Below are 22379 nucleotides of genomic sequence, written 5' to 3'. Positions count from 1 at the left end.
AAGTTTTTTCAAAAATCAAATATGAGTTCTATATCAATATCACATACCCTTCATGTATAGTGAAGAGTTAGTTTATTTATCAAGATAAATTAGTAACTTTTTTAAACTACATTTTATGAGTATCTTCTAGCGCGAGATAGTTCGACAAAAATCAATAAGTCACGCTAGAACATACCTTAACCGAAACGCCCTGAAATGTAGTCGCGAGTGCGAGGGTCTAGTGGATTGTTAAAGATTTGCTCTGTAGCGCCAAATTCAACCATTTGACCAATGCGAGTTTCGTCGGTGCTAAAGAAAGCCGTAAAATCAGAAACGCGGGCGGCTTGCTGCATATTGTGGGTAACGATCGCAATTGTCAACTCAGACTGTAAGCTATGAAGGAGTTCCTCAACTTTCATGGTGGCAATGGGGTCAAGAGCGGAGCAAGGCTCATCCATCAGCAGAACTTTCGGTTTGACTGCTAAAGCGCGAGCAATACACAATCTTTGTTGCTGACCGCCAGAAAGCCCCAAAGCTGATTTATCGAGCTTATCTTTCACTTCATCCCAAAGAGCAGCGCTTTTAAGGGCAGATTCAACAATTTCATCTAATTCTAATTTTGAATTCCTACCTGCTATTCTCATACCGTAAGCAACATTTTCGTAAATGCTTATCGGAAAAGGATTCGGTTTTTGAAACACCATACCAATTTGGCGGCGTAATCGGTTGATGTTGACACGAGGAGCGTAAATATTCTGGCCAAAAAATTCTACATCTCCTTCAACTTTCACAGGCCCTTCTAATTCGCTAATGCGATTAAGAATTTTAATGAAGGTAGATTTACCACAGCCACTAGGGCCAATAATTGCGGTTACTTGTTTTTGATAAATATCTATTGATACCTTTTGAATTGCTTTTGTGGTGCCATAGTAAAAGCTGATATTTTTAACTTTGATAGCTGGAATTAGGTTACTCATGCTTGATTAAGGTGCGAAATAAAAATTATAAAAACAGAATTCAGGAGTCAGGATTAAGGCGAAATTATATAATAGTAATAGAAAACAATCAAACATATTTTACTTTTATACTATTAGTATTTAATAGTTTTAAATTAGTAGTCAATGGTAATCATTTACTAATTAATTCTGACTTCTGAATTCTGTATTCTGCTCATTTTATTCTTCTCTGTCTAATAACTAAGCGAGAAAGAATGCTGACACATAAAATTAAGCCGAGTAAAACTATAGAAGTAGTCCATACCAATTGGCTTTTTTCTGGGTCGGGGTCGTTGTAGAGGTTAAAAATCAATACTGGTAAAGAAGCTGTTGGACTTAACAATCCTTCTGACCAATCTAGACTAAATAAAGCGGTAAAAATTAAGGGTGCTGTTTCACCAGCAGCACGAGCTACAGCTAATAAAATACCTGTAGTAATTCCGGGGATTGCAGTAGTTAAAACAATGCGAAAAGTAGTCTGGAAGCGAGTTCCACCTAAAGCAGCAGAGGCGAGGCGTTGAGATGCAGGAATCAGTTTTAAGGATTCTTCTGTTGTCAGTATAATCACAGGTAGCATAATCACGGCTAAAGCAAAACCACCTGCGATCGCACTAAATCCTTTAGTTACTAAAACTATCACACCATAAGCGAATACACCTACAACAATTGAAGGCACGCCTGTAAGAATGCTGGTGATAAAACGAACAAGACTAGCAATTATGTTGCTTTGTCCAAATTCTGCTAAGAAAATTCCTGTCATAATCCCTGTGGGAATGCTTAAAATAGTACCAATTATCACCATGATTATGGTTCCTAGGATGGCATTGCCAAAGCCATTATCAATCACTGCTTTGACAAACATTTCCGATTTGAGTCCAGATATTCCCCGGATGAAAATTTCCCACAAAATTGATAACAAAGGAATGAGTGCTAGACCTGTAAAACCAAAGGCGATCGCATTCATTGAGTATGTAAATATTAACCGCTCTGTTGGCAGAGGACTGCATAATTCTCCTACCAAAGATTCATCCCTTTCTGACTGGATGTAACCACTCATAATTTTTACAAATTTTGATTGATAAATGTCTTGCTAAATTGATAAGAAAGTATCATTTATTTTTCCTGCCAACCCACTTCACCAATAGCACAGCGCCAATATTTACAGCTAGTGTCAATCCAAACAAAATCAATCCCAAATAGCTTAAAGCACCTATATGTAATCCTGGTTCAGCTTCAGCAAATTCATTAGCTAATACAGAGGGAATTGTATAAGCTGGATCGAGTAAAGAAGCGCTGATTTGAGCAGAGTTACCAATCACCATAGTGACAGCCATTGTTTCACCCAAAGCACGTCCCAAAGCAAGCATGGCTGCACTCACAATTCCAGAAAATCCCGATGGTAGCAAGACTCGAAAAATTGTTTCCCAACGAGTGCCACCCAAAGCCATAGATGCACTACGTAATTCTTTAGGGATAGCCATTAAGACATCACGACTAATTGCTGCCATTGTGGGCAAAATCATGATGGCTAGAATAACTCCAGCAGTCAACATATTAGTTCCAGAAGGATCTTCTGTATTAAACAGTGGTATCCATTTAAAAGTGCTGGCTAGCCACTTTTGTAGAGGTTCTAAAACTGGAATAAAGACAAAAATCCCCCATAGACCAATAATTACACTGGGAATTGCTGCAATTAATTCCACAACAAATGCTAGGATAGTTCGCAGCGATGTAGGTAAGAAATTTTCACTTGTGACTAAGGCTACTGCTATTCCCACCGGGACAGCAAATAAAATAGCGATCGCACTACTTACCAGAGTTCCATAAATATAGGGGAATGCACCAAAAATCTGATTACCTGTATCCCAATCTTTTCCCCACAAAAACCCCAGTCCAAATTGTTTGATGGCTGGTAGAGCCTCTGAGAAAATTACCCAACTCATCAAAAATAACACTGCAACAGTAATCACGGCAAAAAAGTATACTAGCCGTGTAAAACCTTGGTCAAACCAGAAATTTGCACCACTGACACCTGTTAGGTTGAAACTTTCATCGCCTAGATTTGAATCATCTGATGAATTTGCCATTACAAATCAATAAAATAGATTTTTGATTACTAGAACGAGTTATTAACTTACTCTCTTAGGAGAGGAAATTATTAAGATAATCCCCCTATTCCCTCTTTTTAAGGGAGAACATTAAAATCCCCCTTTTTAAGTGGGTTGGGGGATATTTTCTACGTAAGTCCTAAAGTTGTGTAGTTGTGTAGGTTGGGTTGAGGAACGAAACCCAACATTTTCATAGCTTTGTTGGGTTGCGCTTTGCTTCACCCAACCTACAATTTTTATTAACCGAAACGTATTGCTTTTTAAGTGGGTTTGGGGAAATTTTCTACGTAATTCCTAAAGATTGCAAATTAAGGTTTGACAGAGCTATTTACTGTTTGAAGTACTCGATTTGCTACATCAGATGGAATTTTGGTGTAGTTGAGGTCATCGTTATACTGTTGACCGTCCTTCAATACCCAATTAATCCATTTCTTAATTGCATCAGCTTTAGCAGCATTAGTATACTGTTTGTAAACCATCATCCAAGTAAGACCAACAATGGGATAACCTTGTCCTGGATCTCCTACAAAAACACGGTAATTGTCTGGGAAAGTAACAGTTGCTAAAGCTGCATTTGCAGATTGTAAAGAAGGAGCAACAAATTCTCCTTTCTTATTTTGTACCAGTGCTGATTTGAGGTTGTTTTGGACAGCGTAGCTATATTCTACATAACCGATAGAACCAGGAGTCCGAGCTACTATAGCAGCTACGCCTGGATTCCCTTTGCCTTTGAGGACATTTGGCAAATTCCATTTTGGAGCTGTGTTAGCTCCAACTCTGCCTTTGAAATAGCCACTGATGGCACTCAAGTGATTAGTAAAAATGAAAGTTGTACCGCTACCATCGGCACGAACAGCAAATTTAATTATTTGATTTGGTAGATTAGCACCTGGATTATCAGCTTTAATTTTCGCGTCATCCCATTTGGTAATTTGACCTGAATAAATTGCTGGTAGTGTAGCGCGGGACAATTTGAGGTTATTAACGCCCGGAAGATTGTAAACAACAGAAACAGCACCGCCTGCTGTAGGCACTAAGATTGCACCATTCTTGACTTTAGCAATTTCATCATCTTTCATTGCAGCATCACTACCACCAAAGTCAACGGTTCCAGCGATGACTTGACGAATACCGCCGCCACTACCAATTGCTTGATAGTTAATTTTCAAGTCTGGATATTTCTTCTTCACTTCACGAGCATACCGTTCGTAAAGCGGAGCCGGAAAAGTTGCTCCTGCACCATTGAGAGTTTCAGCTTGTGCGATCGCACTAAAAAATGGACTAAGAGCAACAGAAGTTGTCACCAATGAAGTAGCAACGACACGATTCAAGGTGGTGGTCGAAAAAATCATATTACCTCTGATTAAAGGAATATCTTCCTGCTGTAATTCCAGCCTTAATCAAGTTACATTTGTTAGGGTTAAACTTTCTTTAACACTTGATAAATAACAAATTAAGATGCGTTTAAATCTTAATTTAAAATATTTTTTACTTGTTGATATTTGATTGATTAGATTAGTTAGTAAAAAGATGCCAATAAAAACTTAAGTTTAATTTAAATAATTAAAAATGAGTAAATAACTAAATTTAAAAAATATAACTTTGCTAGAAAATGGATAAAAATCTGTGTTGCTCAGTGAGTGCCTAAAATTAAGTAGCAATTCCAAATTATTCGTTGTTAGACTGTGCATCTACACGGAATCAGGATCTTGTTCTTGATAATAGCGCTCTTCTTGAGAAGGATGTCTTCCGTGGCAAGCATAAACACTATAGCCATCAGCAAATTGAAGAGCAGGTAATCCTTCAGCATGAAGTATATTTTCTTCGTCAAAAGATAACTTACAAGGGCGATCGCAGACTATACAAACCTTTTCAAATTGGAACATAAAACCACAATGTTGCATTAAATCTTTAAGTACATTCCATTTTTTCTTGTCGTGTTGAAGGTTAAGAACTGAGATACAAAAATCCAACATACAACCCCAAATTGCCCATTCTGCTGGTCTAGTCAAGTTATTTCTAAAGTATAAAATATCAGTAAATTCAAGTTCAAGTTTCTCAAGATCGGCAGTTAGTTGATGTTCCAAACATCTTCCTGTGTAGGTAAAGTATGAAATTAGTGGATGACTATGAGTTGAGTAGTACGGAAATTCAGGGTGTTGAACTTGGTTCCGCAATCTGATACAGAGATGTTCGTCAAGTTGTTGCGTTATTCCATGTAGAAGGTGATCTATTACTCTTTTACCGAATTTCATGTGGATATCGCGCCCTAGATATGCCTTAAAGTTCTCTATAGTAAGAGTCTTCTCAATTGCGGTCATCGGACTGCTATAGAATAATATCTCAGGTTCAGGATAATCACTCACCACATAAGCAGCTTTGATTACTGCTGCGACTTTTTCTTGCTTAATTGATTCAGTTGATATTTGTATCGATCGCCACTTATGTCTATATAGGTAGCATTGCCTCTTGTTCATCAGATAGTTCGATGATGATGTGTTTTGGCATATATATTTTCAGTATAAAAATAATAAGTTGGCTTAAACGAAATATTTGTTACGCAGTCACCTTTAACCATCCAAAAATATCACCTACCGTCAACTGTAAACCCTGACAGAATTCTGGCACTGGTAAAACAGACTCAATTTCCTCAAAAGGTAAAGGTTGTTGTCCCGCAGGATAAACAGCAATGAATCGCTCATCAGGGTCAATTAACCAACCCATTTGAGTCCCATGATTGAGAGCGTGTAAGATTTTTTTTGTAACTTTTGTATGGCTTTGTTCGGGGGAGAGAATTTCAATTATCCAGTCGGGTGCTACAGTAAATGTATTGGCAATATCACCATTTTCATCTACGGGAAGCCTTGCCCAAGAAAATACAGCGACATCGGGAACTATAGAACGTCCTGCAAAAGTGCAACGCAATTCTGGAAAAGCCCAACCCATTTTTTGGACTTTGATAACAGAATTGATTGTGGGACATAGTTCTCCTTGAATAGTGCTATGTTTTCCTTGAGGCATAGGTTTTGGAATGATTTGACCGTCAATGTATTCACAGTACGGTTTAGTTTCTGGTAGTGCGAGAAACTCTTCTAGTGTCAATATTTTATTTGATATTTGTACCATGATTATCCTAGCTTCAACTTATAATACTTTTTGGCATCGTTAGTATTTACCTTATTCTAAAATATTTTTCAATTTTCCAATCCGTCAACATCTAAATTATTTCATGCTTTTTTGCGTTTACAATACATTACCAAAAGTATAAATAATCCCGTTCCTGCAAAATATTTAATTACATCAGGTATGCTCGGATTAGGTGAAAAAAAGCCTTCGATCGTACCAGCAATAATCAACATTGGTACAATGCCAAATACTAGCTGCACCGCCTGAGAACCATAAAATTTCAGTGCATCTCCACGGCGATATTTACCAGGAAATAAAATTGCTCTTGCTAATAAAAATCCTGCACCCCCAGCAAAAAAGATTGCGGGTAATTCTAAGGAACCATGCGGAAACACAAAGGCCCAAAAAGGATAAGCCAGATTATTTTGACCAACTAAAGTGCCAACAGCACCAATTAATAAGCCATTAAAAATCATCAAATACGCTGTATATAGTCCGACAGTGATGCCACCGGCAACAGCACCAAAGGATACTGAGAGATTATTGATTGTGATACTGCTGGATGCCAGAGGTTCAACACCGACAATTGACCCCATCCATAATTTATGATCATCTCGCACCTTGGTAATCAAACTTTCAGGTACGATCAAAGCCATAAAGCTGGGGTTTTGCCAAGAATACCACCAAGCCACTAGTGCCCCCAGTAGGAACAGTGCCGTGGCTACAGCAATATATGCAAATGTTTTCTGGACTACATCGGGTAATCCCCATTTGTAAAATTCTAGGATTGCCTGCCATTCCTGTCGCCGCGAACCTTGGTAAATCTGCGTATAGGCACGAGTTGTTAAAGATTGTAAACTTTGTATCAAAGTATTGCCGATTTGCTGGGTACGGGCACGAGCCAAATCTGCCGCTACTGAACGATATAAACTCGCTAACTCTCTAATTTCTGCTGCCCTTAGAGACTTTAGCCCTTTTTTTTCTATCTGCTTTAATAAGGCATCCAGACGTTGCCAATTTGGTTCTCGTCGCGCAATCCAACGTTGAATATTCATGAATTTTGGGAACACTGAGTTTAACTTAGCTTAAGATAGCCTCAAATTGATCTCCGTAGTTTCAAGGGAAATTTGCCATTATGTCTGAAAATTTTGGATCTTCCGGCCAGATACAACCACTGAGTGTAGGAAATGTTGTCAGTGCTGCGGTGCGATTGTATCGTTCTCATCTTAAGACTTATCTGAAACTGGCTGCGATCGCTCACTTGTGGGTTCTCCTTCCGATTTATGGCTGGGCAAAATATGCAGCCATCTCTGGACTAATTTCACGCTTGGCTTTTGGAGAATTGATTTACCAACCTGAAAGTGTCCAAGCCGCCAGCAGCCATGTTAATCCGCGTCTCTGGTCATTTTTAAGAGTTGGGTTTCAGGTAGGATTATCTTTGCTGGTAGTTTATTTAGGATTGGCGATCGTAGGTGGTATTCTGTCTGCTTTGCTAGTAGCGTTATTGGGAGGGATATTAGGTACTGCGGGTGTTATAGTCACAACCACATTGACAATAATTTTAATGGTAATTATTTTACTGTTGGGACTAACCTGGTTCTACTCTCGTTGGATAGTAGCTGAGGTACCGCTAGCAGTTGAAGAAAATGTTAATGGTGGCGAAAGTGTTGCTAGAAGTTGGGAGTTAACTAAAGCCTCGGTACTTCGCATTCAGGGCGTTGTTTTAGTTGCTTTTTTCGTTACACTGCCATTAGTGTTTGTATTAAACTATGTACCTAGCTTATTCCTCATCAAGCTTGAGCCTGGTACTGTCATCTACGGAATTGTGTATTTTATTTCTGTGATTGGCAGCTTAGTAGGTGGAGTTTTGATCATGCCGTTCTGGCAAGCACTAAAAGCTGTTTTATACTTGGACTTGCGGACTCGGCGTGAGGGTTTGGGTTTGCAGTTAAGACAACCTCCTACACAAGATTTTCGTTAACTTAACGCCTTAATTCAACTCTATTAATTTTCAATTGGTTAAAATATGCGCTTTTTTAATCGCATCACATTCCAGACTCCAGAAAGTGTAGAGTTGGAATTTACTTTAGCGGGAATTGGTAATCGAGCTTTAGCGCTGCTGATTGACTATACAGTGTTGGGTATAACTTTGCTTTTGTTTGTCTTTACCTGGACTGTCTTTTCAACGCAACTGGTAAATTTCCTTGAAGACTTTTTTACGAGTTTACCAAATTTAGATATTTGGTTGTTAGCAATTTTCTTCATTATTGCCTTTGCAATTTACATCAGCTATTTTGTATTTTTTGAAACATTATGGTTTGGGCAAACCCCTGGGAAACGGGTTGCTAAAATTCGCGTAGTTCGAGATGATGGCAGACTAATTGGGTTACAACAAGCAACTCTCCGTGCCCTATTGCGACCCTTTGATGAAACTTTATTTATTGGCGCTTTTTTAATTATGTTGGGTAGTCGTGAAAAGCGTTTAGGTGATTTGGCTGCCGGTACAATTGTAATTCAAGCTGAAACAACCATTGCATCTGCGACATTGACCATTTCAGAACAAGCAAAGGAACTTCATGAACAGTTAATCCAAATCGCCGATTTATCGAAATTATTGCCCGATGATTTTGCAGTTATTCGTGAATATTTGCAGCGACGGGCTGCAATGTCATTAAAGGCAAGAGCCTCACTATCTCTAAAGTTAGCCGAGCAAGTAGTAGCTATTATTAATTTAGAAAGCTTGCCAGAAGCTGTTACACCCGATGTATTTTTAGAAGCTGTTTATCTCGTATATCAAGAGCCTAAATTTTAGGCGAGAAATTTTATTTACCTAAAAAACAAAATCATAATCAGTAGTTAGTGGTCAGTGAGTGGAAACTACTGACTACTAACTACTAATTAATGACTTAAAAATCTAAAATCGGCCAGTCTGGTTCACGATAATAGTGTGTCATGTTGTCAAATTTTCGTAATTCGACGCGATTGATCAAAAATTCTGGCAAATTAAACAGCCATTTTTCGTTCAATTCCGAAAGATTTGTGCTGAAACTTGTGCGGTCTAAGTCAGATGAAACCTCCCCAAAATAGGCTAATGTAACATGGGCAGTGAAATGATAATGCTGCTCAATACCCAAGGCAATCAACTTGGGATTTTGATAAATTGTTCGGCGGAATTTAATAATTTCCTCATAGCAGCTTTCATCTTGAGGTACTAAACAAACGGCTATAGCTCTTGGCATCAGTATCAGTCCCAGCATTTGCCATTTAATTGGATGACTCCTATTTGTCATCAATTGTTGATATTGCTGAAATATTTCGGCCAAACAAGAGGGTAACTCCTCGTCAAATTTGGGATTCTTTTCGCGGGCATCAAGGTAAGCATGATCCCAGATTAAATCCGCTAAAGTTACATGGAAGCTAGCAGGAGGTACAGGTATAATCAAATTACGGTTTACAGGCAACTGCAAAAGTTCCTGTTGGTAAGTCTGTAATTTGGCATAGAAAGCAGAATTTTCTGATTCTTCTTCTGCCGCAGGCGTTGTAATTAGCGTATACCCAGGAAAAGACGCTGCTTCTCTCAAGCCAGAATTTGGCTGAAATTTAGAAGATTCCTGAATATGCTGGGCTTGGGATCTGTAGGCTTCTGGCAGCGTCAGTCGTGCTAACCGATTTAAGTAAGTTTGATAGTTGTCGTCCAATCTTCATAGCCTCACGCTCTCACTTGATAGATTTTAGGGAAAATTACCCCGAATAAGAGAATGATTTTAAAAGTATTTAGTTTTTGGGGCTGAGGAAGTTAGTAGTTAGGAGTTAAAAGTTTTAAGAATTCTTCTCCAATGCCCATCGGTGAGGGGTTTATCTATGCCAATCTATGTTTACTGGGGTGAAGATGATTTTGCGATGGAAAAGGCGATCGCTGTTTTGCGCGATCGCGTTCTCGATCCCAATTGGATAAGTTTTAATTACACTGCATTCACCCCAGATCAAGCTGATGCTGCTATCCAGGGGTTAAATCAGGTGATGACACCCACTTTCGGCGCTGGTGGGCGCTTGGTATGGCTGATAAATACAACCCTGTGTCAGCACTGTCCAGAGAATGTCTTAGCGGAACTGGTGCGATCGCTATCTGTCATTCCCGAAAACTCATTTTTATTACTCAGCAGCCGCAACAAGCCAGATGAACGCCTCAAATCCACGAAATTGTTAAAACAATTTGCTACCGAATTCCGAGAATTTCCCCTCATCCCCCCTTGGAAAACCGAATTACTAGTGCAATCTGTTAATCAAGTAGCCCAGACTGTGGGCGTAAAACTGACTGCCAATACTGCCCAACTGTTGGCAGAATCCGTCGGAAATGATACGCGATTGCTCTACAATGAAATAGAGAAATTACGGTTATATGCCCACGGTAGCAATAAGCCTTTAGACGTAGATACCGTTACAAAGTTAGTAAGAAATACTACTCAAAATAGTTTACAATTAGCAGCAGCAATCAGAATAGGAGATACAGCGAAAGCTTTGACAACCTTGGCAGATATGATCAATGCTTCCGAGCCGGGATTACGGATAGTGGCCACATTGATTGGACAATTTCGCACCTGGCTATGGGTCAAGATTATGATAGAAAGTGGTGAGCGCAACCAACAAGCGATCGCTAGTGCTGCTGATATCGGTAATCCCAAGCGGATCTACTTCTTACAACAAGAAATCAAACTGCTTTCTGTGCAACAGTTAATCTCCTGCTTACCTCTACTATTGGAATTAGAAGTGAGCCTTAAGCAAGGAGCATCAGAAATGTCAACCTTTCAGACTAAAGTCATCGAACTTTGTCAAGTATGCCAAGGAAGTTGACAATCAAATATAAAAACTTGATGTATTGAACAGTTGCTGGAACTTCCAACTCCGAAAATAATTCAAAGTTCTTATAATATCCCTGATGTAGTTTTGTGTCACACACTATATGAATAAAATTTCCAATTTCTTTTCCCGATCCAGCCGAAAGCGAATCCTTTGCCAATCATTCTTTTTCGGCGCGATCGCTACTGCGAGTGTCATTTCCAACGCTTTTTCAGTTAATTCAAAAGCTTATGGTCAAACTGCATCACCAATAGCTAACAATACTCAAATTGACAGCTACGCTCAAGCAGTGCTAGCAATGGAACCAGCACGTCAAAAGGCTTTTGAAACTATTAAAAACCTGATTGGCAATGGAGAAGTTCCCAAAATTGTTTGTAACGATTCTAACAGCATAAACGGTCTTCCGAGAAAGGCTCAAGATATCGCAGTAAATTACTGTAATAACTCTCAAAAAATTGTTCAAGATAATGGTTTGAGCATTGATCAGTTTAACAAAATCACTATAGAACTACAAAATAACGATCTTTTAAAACAGCAGGTTTACAATACCTTATTACGTCTGCAAAAAACCCCTGATTCTCCTTAGTTAAAATCTGCATCAACACTAAAATTAGGCAGGATAGAGGTTAAAATAACTACCCTTGTATGAAAGCAAGGGCTAGTATTTTTTATTTAAAGAACAATCAAAGATTGATTCATAAAATACTTGTTTGTGGATAATAGGTTAATAATTTAATAATCTATTGAATTTTACGAATCGATTTTTATTACCGTCCTATCATTCAATTATCAGAAAAGCTTGCTTGTCGCTTAGTGTGAATGTTTTTCATGTGCTTCTTCACGGTGTTTATGGTGATGTAAAGCTTCATAGCAATTTCTTTGTAGCTGTAGTTACTTCTATAGAGAAACCAAATTTCCGCTTCTCGTGGCGTAAGGTCAAATTTTTTAACTTCAGTGAGTGCTACATTTTTTACAGATTCATATTGGTTTTCTATAGTAACTAATAAGCAAGGCACTTCAAACCCATCTAAATCTAGCAGTCTCACCCTAATCCGAAAAATATTTGATTTATCAAGTACAATTTCATCCGACAAAATCAGAAGTTTATCAGAAAACAAATATCGGCTACTGAGTAAAGATTCACAAAGATTCCAGATAGCTGGCGGTACAAAATTCGGGTTAAAATTGTCTTGATTGAATTGGCAACAAAGGCGATTAGCAGACGCATTACTATGTACTAATTCACCAGTTTGGCTTAAAATTAATATACCGTCTTCTAAGCCTTCAATTACTTCTTGTAAAAAATTAGCTCGCTTTGAGTTAAGTAAATCAATATTCTCTAGCTGTTCTGGTTCTGATACTGTTTTTAATAATGTCTTTGTTAGGGCAATCATAGGAGATAGATTAATGTATAAAATCGTGCTTGTTTGTTAGATTCGTGCAACTTAAAAGATGTACTAATCTATTTTTTGGATGATTATCTGAATAAATTGGATGAATATTGCAGACTAATCATACCGATCAAAGTAAGTACAAGTGTTCTTTCTAACATAAACTCCTGAGAATACTCAATCAACAATTCATCTATTTTGTTTGAATTAATTGAGGTTACACATTTTAAATACAATTCTGAAATAGGCTATTTCGGAAGATGCAAAATTTAATTTGGCTGGACTTTGCCTCGCTACGCTAAGGTGTCATTGCTAGATTAATTGTCTAAAATCAAACGTATTGTTTTGTTGAATGTGAGCCACTTCTACAAAATAGCTATCACCCCAATAAATAAAAATTATTCAGATGTAAATAAAATATACACATAAATATTTGTATGTGCGTGTATTTACTAGGCAACTAAATTACAGACTAAATTTTACATTGATTAAAGTAAGCGATCGCACTTCACAGTTAACCTCGCCAACTTGATAGGCTCAAAAGCTTCCATAATAAACGCCATACCAGACAGATGGAAGTACCTGAAAAATGTCATCATAGTTAAAGTAAAACATTCTGGAGATAAGACAACGGTTTACGCACGCCCTTTAGCACGGTTAATTGAGCAATTGCAACGCCTGCCGGGAGTTGGCCCTAAATCTGCCCAAAGACTGGCTTTGCATATTTTGAAGCGTCCAGAAGCAGAAGTAGAAGCTTTGGCACAAGCTTTAATTGAAGCCAAAAAACAGATAGGCTTGTGTTCTGTTTGCTTCCACTTATCTGCTGAACCTGTCTGTGAAATCTGCCGCAATGCTAACCGTGACAACAATACTATCTGTGTCGTAGCAGATCCCCGCGATGTAATTGCGCTGGAAAAAACCCGCGAATACAAAGGCAAATATCACGTTTTAGGTGGGGTAATTTCTCCAATTGATGGAATTGGGCCAGAACAGTTGAATATACTGGCTTTGCAGCGACGGGTAAATCAGCAAAAACCTCAAGAAGTGATTTTGGCAATTAGTCCGAGTGTAGAAGGGGAAACAACAACACTATATATAGGTCAGCTACTGAAACCGTTTACCAAGGTGACGCGGATTGCCTTTGGTTTGCCTGTAGGTGGTGATTTGGAATACGCCGACGAAGTGACCCTGGCAAGGGCATTGGAAGGACGCAGAGAGTTAGATTGAGGTTAATTCAAAGGTTTATAAACTAAAAGTAAAAATTTTGAGGTAGGGTCAATTCATGAATTGCCCCTACCTCAAAGTATTAATTAGGCTTACCCGTAATCGTAAATGCTGCCCAGTAGTAAGGATGATTATAAAGATTTTTATCTGATGCCATTTTACTATTTCTATATAGTTGCGTCGCTAAATAAGTTTGAATGCGTAATTCTTCAGGATGCAGATTATTCAAAATATCTTCATACCATTTTGTTAGTTCTCCAGCAGTTAGTTCTTTCAGCCACCGTGTTGCTTCCGCTAAGGCAGTAACTGCTGATTTATTAGACTGTAATCTCCGATAAAACTCTATCATTACCAAGGCACTAGCTGAAGATTCTACACTCCAGAGAGTACTAACTATATGAGGCACACCCTGACTTACAAAACCACTGGCTAAACTCACATATTCACTGCTGATAGTGTGGTTACTAGTACTTAAATTTTCACACGCAGAGAGAGTAATCAGGTTGTAAGTTGATAGATTTTGGTGATAGATTTCATCTAGAGTCAGTTTTTCTTCACCTGCTAATGCTAATTCTGACTTTTTGGGTTCAGCTAAATTATTAGTGACATGACCTGTAAAATGAAAAATGTTGTAATTATCAAACAAGGCATTTTCAACAATATTTTTTGTAGCTTCTGCTCCCTGAATTCGTTGGATATTATTGAACATCTGGCTCACAACTTCAGATTCGAGTTTGGCAAATTTTAGTGGAGGATAACCTGCACTTTCAGGATGTTCAACACTGAGCAATAACTGATTTTGCCATTGCCAAATATCTTCAGTTCTTATTGATAAACCTATTTGGGCACTAGGTAAATAGGTGACGGTGAAATTAGACTCCACATTCGGCAACTCTTCCTGGGATGGGGAAGAAAGATGGAAAAGGGTATGAATGGGCAATCTGTACAAGTCGCGGTGAGGAATTAAAACCAGTTGGGTGATGCCTTCGAGTTCTTGGGCAATTGTGGAAATATTCAAGATGCCATACAACTGCACTAGCTTCTGTTCCATATCCACTCGCCAAGAATGCTGGCTTTTACTTTCTTTGTCTTGGGCTGTGGTGCGATATTCTTGGTATTGTTGATGCCAATCTTCTAGCCAAGTTTCAAATTCAATTAGGCGTTGCACTGCTTCAGGTAGCGGCAATTCATTGAGACGAATAGCGTCTTCTCCTAAAGGTATTGCCCCTGTATCTTGCATGGGTGTAAACAGGAGAATCGGTGATGGCGCTTGGTCTTTGAGAATGAAAGTATGTAGGGCGACTGGACTAATATGCCAGTAAATAATTGCTGTTGTAGGATTAAATAGTTGTTGAATTGCACCATAATAGGGCGAGTAAATATTATTATTCCAGCCCGAAAGTAGCCAGTTCAAACAAGCATTTTTGCCTTGTTCAGCAATTTCCCAAGCCTCAACTAAATCACCAGACTCTACTGCTAAATCAACTGCCAATTGATCAAAGCCTGCAAATTTCAAAGCTAGCTGTTTTTTACTTTCGTCTGAGCGAGTTTCTTCACTCAGCAATTGTCGCAATAAATCTGTACCGCGTTGCAGCAATTCTTGAACTTGTGTTGTTTGTCCCAAACCCATCAGTACTTTGCTGAGAGATTGCAAAACCTCTAGGTGGAACAGGGGAAAATATTCTAGTGTCAGGGTTAACAGAGCCTGATGGTACTCAGATGCAGCTTTGCGCCAATAATCGCGAGGATTGGGATGTTTTTTGCCTTGATCGTAATAAGTATTAGCGATCGCTAAATGCAATCTACCCCAACCTTCTGGATGGGTATCTGTCCGTAGATGTTTTAACCCTTCTTCGTAGCTGGCTAATTTTCCTTCGTAGCCGCCCTGTTGTAGGGCGGGATTTGCCGCCGTTATATTACTCGACAAATTCAGCAATGCGTCAGAATTTACTAAATTACCGATCGCAGTTCCCCGACCAATCCAAGCTTCCCAATAATCTTGTTTAATTTCCAAAGCGTGATCATAACAAGCGATCGCTTCGGCAAATTGTTCTAAATAAAACAGCGCTACTGCCTGATTATACCAAGCTAGGTGGAAGTCGGGTTTGATGGCAATCGCTTGGCGATAGGAAGCGATCGCTTCTTGGCGACGACCTAAGTTGTCTAATGCTATACCTCGGTTGTACCAAGCTAAGTAGAAGTCGGCTTGAACTGAAAGGGCTTTATCCCAGGAGGCGATCGCTTCTGACCACCTTCCTAAATTAAACAGCACTACACCCCGGTCTATCCAAACTTCGTGGTACTCTGGGTTAATTTCTAAGGCTTTGTCGTAGGATATAATCGCCTCTGCAAATTGTTCGCCTACAGCTAGGGCTATCCCTCGGTGATACCAATTTTCCTGGTCTTCTGGTTCCAAATGCAGTGCTTGATCGTAACTATAAATAGCTTCTGGTAGCCAACCTAACTTCAGTAGCGCCAAACCCTTGCTAGACCAAGCTTCTTGGTAGTCTGGCTTGACTTCTATAGCTTTGTCAAAAGAAGCGATCGCTTCTTCAAAATATCCCAATTCTCCGAGAGTTCCACCCCGGTTGTGCCAAGCTTTGTAGAAGTCGGGTTTTAGTTCGATGGCGGTTTCGTAAGATGCGATCGCTTCTTCAAAACGTTCTAAATGGAACAGTGTCAAGCCTCGATTAAACCAATACTCTGAGACTTCTGGTTGAAGTTCAATAGCTTGATCGTAAGATGCGATCGCGCCTAACAAATCACCTGTTTTCGCTTGGCTTAGACCTTGGTAAAACCATCCTTGAGCGTTGGTAATCGGATTATCGCTATGTCGCTCAATAATGCCGGGAGAATTACTGCTTTGAACTGCCAAGTTAGAAGCAAGTTGCTGGACTAAATTGGTACTTTGATCCAATTTCACCCACAACTCATCTAATGTATTAGCTACATTTGGCTCTAAATTTGTCAAAGCGCTATCCCAGTTTTCCACTGAGGGAGAAGTTGTTAATTCACTTCTTGGCCTAGTAGAAAGGAGATTTACTCCTGTTGTACTTTGAACAACTTCTTCATCATCGAACCTCAGTTGGGCTAATGAGGTGATTGAATCTTCCTTTGCGGGGAGAGGGAGATTTTCGAGTATTGTGGCTTGGGCTTCTTCCCTTTCATACTCCAATACCAGTTCCTCTAAATTTTCGGTGAATCTTTCCTCAAAAGAGACATTTTCAGATGCTGAGGTGATTGGTTCAACAGCTGGCACATCATATTCCCATAACTGCTCACCTAAGCTACGAATTAGCTCTTGCCCAGGCGAAATTGGGATAATTTCTTCATCGGTTGTGATTTCTACAACATCTGGCTCATCATACTCCCATAACTGCTCGCCTAAATTGCGGATCAGTTCTTCCCCAGGAGTTATTTCTACGACATCCGGCTCATCATACTCCCATAACTGCTCGCCTAAATTACGGATCAGTTCTTCCCCAGGAGTAGTTTCTATGACATCTGGCTCATCATGCTCCCATAACTGCTCGTCTAAATTGCCGATCAGTTCTTCCCCAGGAGCGATTTCTACCCCATATTGTTCAGGAGTAATTTCTAAGTCCGCTTCTGGATAATTCTCCTCATCCTCTATGTGTGTAGGTGAGTTTTGCATCATGCGGATGCCAATGTCATAAGCAACATCTCCAATTCTGCCAACACCAAGTTCCCCCAATTGCACCATTTGTGATGCTAAAAGAGGATTCGGTGCAGGTGAAGCTAGTAAGCTTTCGCCAAACATCACCAACCAATCTATCCAGCGTTCAGCCGGAATCCGATTTTCAACCCGTTGCAGATACCTCAATGCCCACTGTCGTCCTCGTGCTTGATGCACGCCTTCTAACAATTGGATAAACAATTGTTCCAGATCAGCATTGGTTAGTTCTGGTAGTACCTCCACCAGATTGTGTCCTCTCGCACCCTTGAGAGAACTAGCCTGCTTACTTTCAATGAGGCGCTTTAAAAGCCTTTTAAGCGACTGCGATATCCGCCTGAGCATCTGCCACACTATTGGATTTTGTTTTTCTAGATTGTAGCCATCGTTGTGTTAAAAAAATCATCAATTACGTAAAAATCCATTAGATTAGGACAGCGCTTCCGTCGCAGGTTAGCAAAAAATATACCAAAATTCAAGAGTAAAGCATTACAACGTTACAATTCCCGATTCGACTAATTTTCTGTTTGCTCTGTAGTCGATTGACCGGCAGGATACAATTGATTGATCAATGCCTGGACAAGCAGTTGTGGATCGTCTGTCTCAACGGCAAGCTGTTGGGCAATCTGCTGGCGTAAGTTTTCATCCTCTTGCAACATTACAAACAACTCTTCTAGGGTGACAGTTTGATATTCTCCCTCTGGGAGATTCTCTGGCGCATCTGCTGACTCTGATATGGGGGCGGTCGTCTCAGATTGTAAAGTCGTGCTAAAAGCGTCTGGCCCTTCATATTCCCAAATTGGTTCGCCTTGATTGCGCGTCAACAACTGCATTCCAATACTATGGGCAACATCTCCGATTTCTCCAATGTCCAACTCACCGAGTTGTACTAACCGTGCGGCTATTTCGTTATTCGGTGTCGGTGATGCTAGCAATTTTTCACTAAAGCGCCCTAACCACTGAACCCAATCTTCAGTTGTAATCCGATGTTCAATATTATGCAGCCACTTTTGCGCCCAGGCTTCCCCTCGTGCTTGATGTACTCCTTGCAACAGCTCGGTGAAGAGAAATTCAAGATCCGTATCGCTTAGGGGTGGGGCTGGTTCTTTTGGGATATTCCCCCTAGATTTTGAGACATTCTGTTTTCCACCGAACAAGCTCTGAAAAAGCTTTTTGAGCCATTGAAATAGCCGCTTGAGCATCTGCTGCACCATCGAGTTTTGCTTATCCTAAAATTGTAGCGATCGCACTGGACTATAGCGTTAGTTCTTTGTCATTTGTCATTAGTTCTTTTTTCCCTACTTCCTACTTTTGATGAGAACAAATGTACTAAATGCTATGCTATAATTCCGATACATTGATGTTGAAATCATAGTAAAGAATTATGATCTAGTTGCTTGCTTTCCTGAGTGCCAAAATTGACGGCATTAGTTGAGTGTAAGCGCTATGGCAACATCGATAAACAAAGCAGGTACGAGAGTTTAAAATAATTGAATCCCAAACTCGACTCGGTGCTACTAATTAACGTTGAAAGGCATTGAAGTCTATTTTTCCATGTCTTACGAACCCCTGCACCACAAATATCGCCCCAAAAGTTTTGCTGAACTGGTGGGACAAGAGGCGATCGCTACCACCCTCACGAATGCGATCGGCACATCCAAAATTGCCCCCGCCTATTTATTTACAGGGCCAAGAGGTACGGGGAAAACTTCTAGTGCCCGGATTTTAGCTAAATCTCTCAATTGTCTCAAAAGCGATCGGCCCACTGCTGAACCCTGCGGCGTGTGTGATGTTTGTCAAGGAATCACCAAGGGTTACGCCTTAGATGTAATTGAAATCGATGCTGCTAGTAACACTGGTGTCGATAATATCCGCGAGTTGATTGAAAAAGCCCAGTTTGCCCCTGTGCAGTGTCGTTACAAGGTTTATGTAATAGATGAATGCCTAACTGGAGATTCTCTGGTTTTGACTGATGAGGGACTTCAAAGAATTGATGATCCCAAAATTAAAGACAAGAAGGTTCTGAGTTACAACGACTCATTAGGTAAGTGGGAATTCAAGAAAGTTGTCAGGTGGTTAGATCAAGGGGAAAGACAAACCCTGGTTATCAAAACAACTAATCGAGAAATTAGATGTACGGGTAATCATTTAATTAGGACAAATCAGGGATGGCTACAAGCAAAGGACGTAAAAGAAGGAGTGAAGATACTATCCCCTGTGAATGTGGATGCGGCATCCTCATTTACAAATTTGGTATCGATGGACGCACCCGAAGATTTGTTAGGGGACACCAATTTAAAGGCAATACATCTGGGCAAAAATCATACGACTTGGAATCTATCCTTAAACAAGCCGAATTACTCCGACCCTTCTGTGCTTGCGGGTGCAGAGAAAAGCTCGATATCCCAACCTTTTTACAAAAAAAAGGACGAGGAATCATCAGCATCCAGTCTCGTTGGGAAAAACATCCATATAAAAAAGGACACGGAATCTGGGAACTTAGAACAGAAAAATTCCTTGCGGATGCGGCAGTTATCCAGCCAAACGCACTTGGACTTATCTACGGAACCTTACTTGGAGATTGCTCTATCAGTTATCCCAATAAATACAGCAGATTCCCCAGATTGTGTTGGACACACTCAGAAAAGCAGCAAGAATGGTTGGAATACAAAGCTTATCGCCTTGAAGAATTGCGTCCAAAACTGCGAATTACAGGTAACAAAGGATACGGAAACATATCAGTTACCTGTAACACCGCTTGTCATCCCCAACTCAAAGATGTCTTGGAAATCGTTAAACCAAATGGGGATAAAAAGCTCGTCTCTATGGACTGGCTTAATCGAATTACCCCAGAAGGACTTGCTTGGTGGTACATGGATGATGGCTCACTCAGTCTCAGTCCACAAGGAAGTCCACAAATTCAATTGCATACAGAAGGATTCTCCGGCGCAGAAAATCAACTTATCGCCAGTTGGCTTACAGCAATGGGATATTCAGCCGCAACAAAGTTTTATACCAGAAGTAGTACAGGCAAAATATACCACTACATTCAGATGGGCGCAAGCACCAGTAGAAAATGGCTCGCAGACCTTAAACAATATTCCATTCCCTCGATGGATTACAAGTTTGGAGACAGTCGAATCTGTTCACCTCGCTGGGGTTGAGCGAGTTTATGACATTGAAGTAGCAGATAATCATAACTTTGTAGCAAACGGGCTTTTGGTACATAATTGCCACATGCTCAGTACTCAGGCATTCAACGCGCTACTTAAGACCCTAGAAGAACCACCGAGACACGTAGTTTTTGTATTGGCGACAACAGACCCGCAACGGGTGTTACCAACGATTATTTCGCGCTGTCAAAGGTTTGATTTTAGACGTATTCAATTAGAGGTGATGGTTAAGCATTTAAGTGCGATCGCCTTTAAAGAAAGCATTTATATTTCACCCGAAGCTGTAACCCTGGTAGCCCAACTTTCTCAGGGAGGGTTGCGAGATGCCGAAAGTTTGCTCGATCAATTGGGTTTGTTAGCGGGTGAAGTGACACCAGATAGAGTTTGGGATTTGGTCGGGACGGTAAGCGAACAGGACTTGCTGGAACTTCTAAATGCGATCGCTCAAGATAAACCCGAAGCAGTTCTTGACAGTACCCACAAAATTCTTGATCGTGGTCGAGAACCCCTAACTCTTCTGCAAAATCTCGCTGCATTCTACCGCGATTTACTCATAGCCAAAACAGCACCCAACCGCCACGATTTGGTTGCTTGTACTCAGCAAACCTGGACGGCGTTGGTTGAGTTTGCTCAATACTTCGATATGACCATGATTTTGGCGGGACAGGAACACCTACGAAAAGCTGAAGTACAAATTAAAAACAGCACCCAGCCGCGTTTATGGTTGGAAGTAACATTACTAGGATTGTTACCCAGTGCGACGGCAAATATTCAACCACAAGTTCCAAATATCGCGCCGCGAGTTAACCCACCTGCTGTATCTCCAAGCTATCCTCCAGCAGTTACCCAAAATCATGCAGTCTCTTCTTTACCGGTAGCGGAACCGCAAACAAATCATAATTCTACACTTCGACAAGGCTCAGTGACTACAAACCATCATGTAGCGATTGCCCAAAATCAGCCTGTCACTTCATCTGGCGCAGTTGAACAGCAAACAAATCACAATTCTGCTCCTAACTCAGTTTCACCACCAACCCCAGAACCTGTAACCGTATTGCCTGCGAGCGTTGAAGCAGTAACATCAGAAGTTGTTGGAGAAGCACAATATGATTTAACTCAGGTTTGGCAACAGGTGCTGGCTAACCTCCAGCCAAAATCAAGGCAAGAAATGCTGCGTCAAATGAGCCAACTTATAGAATTCGACGGTGTTATGGCTCGAATTGCTATCAAACAGGCATGGTATGACAAGGGTAAATCTTATCTACCGATGATTACGGAAGCTTTCCAGCAGACTTTCCAGCGTGAAATCCAGATAAATATAGAAAAGGGAATTTCTTCAAACTCCACTTCAGCTAAAAAAAATCCTCCGCCAAAAGACTCTAGTCGCGTTCAGCAACCAGCTACTCCTAGTTACAACCAGCAAATTTCTCCAGCGCCAGTACCACAGCCAGCAACGCCAGCGCCACTAAGAACCGAGCCGCTAGCAAAAAATGGAAATGGAGTAAATGGAAATGGAGTAAATGGAAATGGAGTAAATGGAAATGGAGTAAATGGAAATGGGGCAAATAGAAATGGGGCGCAAACTTTGCCTCCACCGCCACAGCGAACACCCGCACCTGATTGGGAAATTGATGAAGTTGCGATCGCAGCTCAACGTCTAGCAGAATTCTTCAACGGACAAATTATCCGTTTTACTGAGGATTCAACAGAATTCTCCGATTCCATAACTACACCTGAGTGGGTAGAAGAATCAGAAGTTGATGATGAATAAAAAAATGCAAAATTATTTTTGGTAATTTTGCATTTTTAATTTTTAATTTTTAATTCCCCAA

The 22379-nt window shown here is 40.2% G+C and carries 17 protein-coding genes; 6 read left to right on the top strand and 11 right to left on the bottom strand.

What is annotated here, in order from left to right:
• Positions 1 to 176 precede the first annotated feature (176 nt).
• From pstB to IQ274_RS05295, 7 genes are all read right to left on the bottom strand, one after another.
• Positions 177 to 956: a phosphate ABC transporter ATP-binding protein PstB gene (gene pstB / locus IQ274_RS05325; protein ID WP_194141635.1), complete on the bottom strand. Its 780-nt coding sequence runs from the start codon at positions 954 to 956 to the stop codon at positions 177 to 179.
• 193 nt (positions 957 to 1149) lie between these two features.
• On the bottom strand, positions 1150 to 2031 hold the full coding sequence (gene pstA, locus IQ274_RS05320; protein WP_194141634.1) for a phosphate ABC transporter permease PstA: 882 nt from the start codon (positions 2029 to 2031) through the stop codon (positions 1150 to 1152).
• Between the two features lie 52 nt (positions 2032 to 2083).
• Positions 2084 to 3061, bottom strand: a complete 978-nt coding sequence (pstC, locus tag IQ274_RS05315; RefSeq protein ID WP_194141633.1) for a phosphate ABC transporter permease subunit PstC — start codon at positions 3059 to 3061, stop codon at positions 2084 to 2086.
• A 329-nt stretch (positions 3062 to 3390) separates the two neighbouring features.
• Complete coding sequence (gene pstS, locus IQ274_RS05310) at positions 3391 to 4434, bottom strand: phosphate ABC transporter substrate-binding protein PstS (RefSeq protein ID WP_194141632.1); 1044 nt, start codon at positions 4432 to 4434, stop codon at positions 3391 to 3393.
• Between the two features lie 339 nt (positions 4435 to 4773).
• Positions 4774 to 5559, bottom strand: coding sequence for a DUF6745 domain-containing protein (locus tag IQ274_RS05305; RefSeq protein ID WP_194141631.1), 786 nt, complete (start codon positions 5557 to 5559; stop codon positions 4774 to 4776).
• Between the two features lie 79 nt (positions 5560 to 5638).
• Complete coding sequence (locus IQ274_RS05300; protein WP_194141630.1) at positions 5639 to 6208, bottom strand: Uma2 family endonuclease; 570 nt, start codon at positions 6206 to 6208, stop codon at positions 5639 to 5641.
• A gap of 101 nt (positions 6209 to 6309) precedes the next feature.
• Positions 6310 to 7263: a stage II sporulation protein M gene (locus tag IQ274_RS05295; protein ID WP_194141629.1), complete on the bottom strand. Its 954-nt coding sequence runs from the start codon at positions 7261 to 7263 to the stop codon at positions 6310 to 6312.
• A gap of 80 nt (positions 7264 to 7343) precedes the next feature.
• On the opposite strand from IQ274_RS05295, the gene IQ274_RS05290 reads away from it, so the two are divergent.
• Both IQ274_RS05290 and IQ274_RS05285 read left to right on the top strand, forming a co-directional pair.
• Positions 7344 to 8189 carry a hypothetical protein gene (locus IQ274_RS05290; protein ID WP_163927558.1) on the top strand — a complete coding sequence of 282 codons (846 nt, stop codon included), beginning with the start codon at positions 7344 to 7346 and terminating at the stop codon, positions 8187 to 8189.
• Positions 8190 to 8234: 45 nt separating this feature from the next.
• Entirely contained in the window at positions 8235 to 9020 is a 786-nt protein-coding gene (locus IQ274_RS05285) for an RDD family protein (protein ID WP_163927559.1), read from the top strand.
• 94 nt (positions 9021 to 9114) lie between these two features.
• Here the strand turns inward: IQ274_RS05285 and IQ274_RS05280 are convergent, their stop codons facing one another.
• The gene (locus IQ274_RS05280; RefSeq protein WP_167306179.1) at positions 9115 to 9906 is read right to left on the bottom strand and encodes a DUF1868 domain-containing protein; all 792 of its coding nucleotides are present in this window, start codon (positions 9904 to 9906) and stop codon (positions 9115 to 9117) included.
• Positions 9907 to 10069: 163 nt separating this feature from the next.
• Here IQ274_RS05280 and holA point away from each other — a divergent pair, with 163 nt between their 5' ends.
• Complete coding sequence (holA, locus tag IQ274_RS05275; RefSeq protein ID WP_163927560.1) at positions 10070 to 11059, top strand: DNA polymerase III subunit delta; 990 nt, start codon at positions 10070 to 10072, stop codon at positions 11057 to 11059.
• Between the two features lie 109 nt (positions 11060 to 11168).
• Positions 11169 to 11651: a DUF4168 domain-containing protein gene (locus IQ274_RS05270; RefSeq protein ID WP_163927561.1), complete on the top strand. Its 483-nt coding sequence runs from the start codon at positions 11169 to 11171 to the stop codon at positions 11649 to 11651.
• A 196-nt stretch (positions 11652 to 11847) separates the two neighbouring features.
• Here the strand turns inward: IQ274_RS05270 and IQ274_RS05265 are convergent, their stop codons facing one another.
• Positions 11848 to 12459 carry a LuxR C-terminal-related transcriptional regulator gene (locus IQ274_RS05265; protein ID WP_163927562.1) on the bottom strand — a complete coding sequence of 204 codons (612 nt, stop codon included), beginning with the start codon at positions 12457 to 12459 and terminating at the stop codon, positions 11848 to 11850.
• A gap of 594 nt (positions 12460 to 13053) precedes the next feature.
• Between IQ274_RS05265 and recR the strand changes: the two genes are divergently transcribed.
• Positions 13054 to 13683, top strand: a complete 630-nt coding sequence (gene recR / locus IQ274_RS05260; protein WP_148220441.1) for a recombination mediator RecR — start codon at positions 13054 to 13056, stop codon at positions 13681 to 13683.
• A gap of 79 nt (positions 13684 to 13762) precedes the next feature.
• Here the strand turns inward: recR and IQ274_RS05255 are convergent, their stop codons facing one another.
• Together IQ274_RS05255 and IQ274_RS05250 are read right to left on the bottom strand one after the other, a co-directional pair.
• Positions 13763 to 17719 (bottom strand): CHAT domain-containing protein, encoded by a 3957-nt coding sequence (locus IQ274_RS05255; protein WP_194141628.1) that lies wholly within the window; start codon positions 17717 to 17719, stop codon positions 13763 to 13765.
• A gap of 170 nt (positions 17720 to 17889) precedes the next feature.
• The gene (locus IQ274_RS05250) at positions 17890 to 18576 is read right to left on the bottom strand and encodes a hypothetical protein (protein WP_194141766.1); all 687 of its coding nucleotides are present in this window, start codon (positions 18574 to 18576) and stop codon (positions 17890 to 17892) included.
• A 352-nt stretch (positions 18577 to 18928) separates the two neighbouring features.
• Between IQ274_RS05250 and dnaX the strand changes: the two genes are divergently transcribed.
• Complete coding sequence (gene dnaX / locus IQ274_RS05245) at positions 18929 to 22318, top strand: DNA polymerase III subunit gamma/tau (protein ID WP_194141627.1); 3390 nt, start codon at positions 18929 to 18931, stop codon at positions 22316 to 22318.
• The last annotated feature ends 61 nt before the right edge of the window (positions 22319 to 22379 follow it).

The sequence above is a fragment of the Nostoc sp. LEGE 12447 genome (assembly GCF_015206985.1).
Taxonomy (GTDB): domain Bacteria; phylum Cyanobacteriota; class Cyanobacteriia; order Cyanobacteriales; family Nostocaceae; genus Nostoc.
This window is presented reverse-complemented; position numbering and strand designations above follow the sequence as displayed.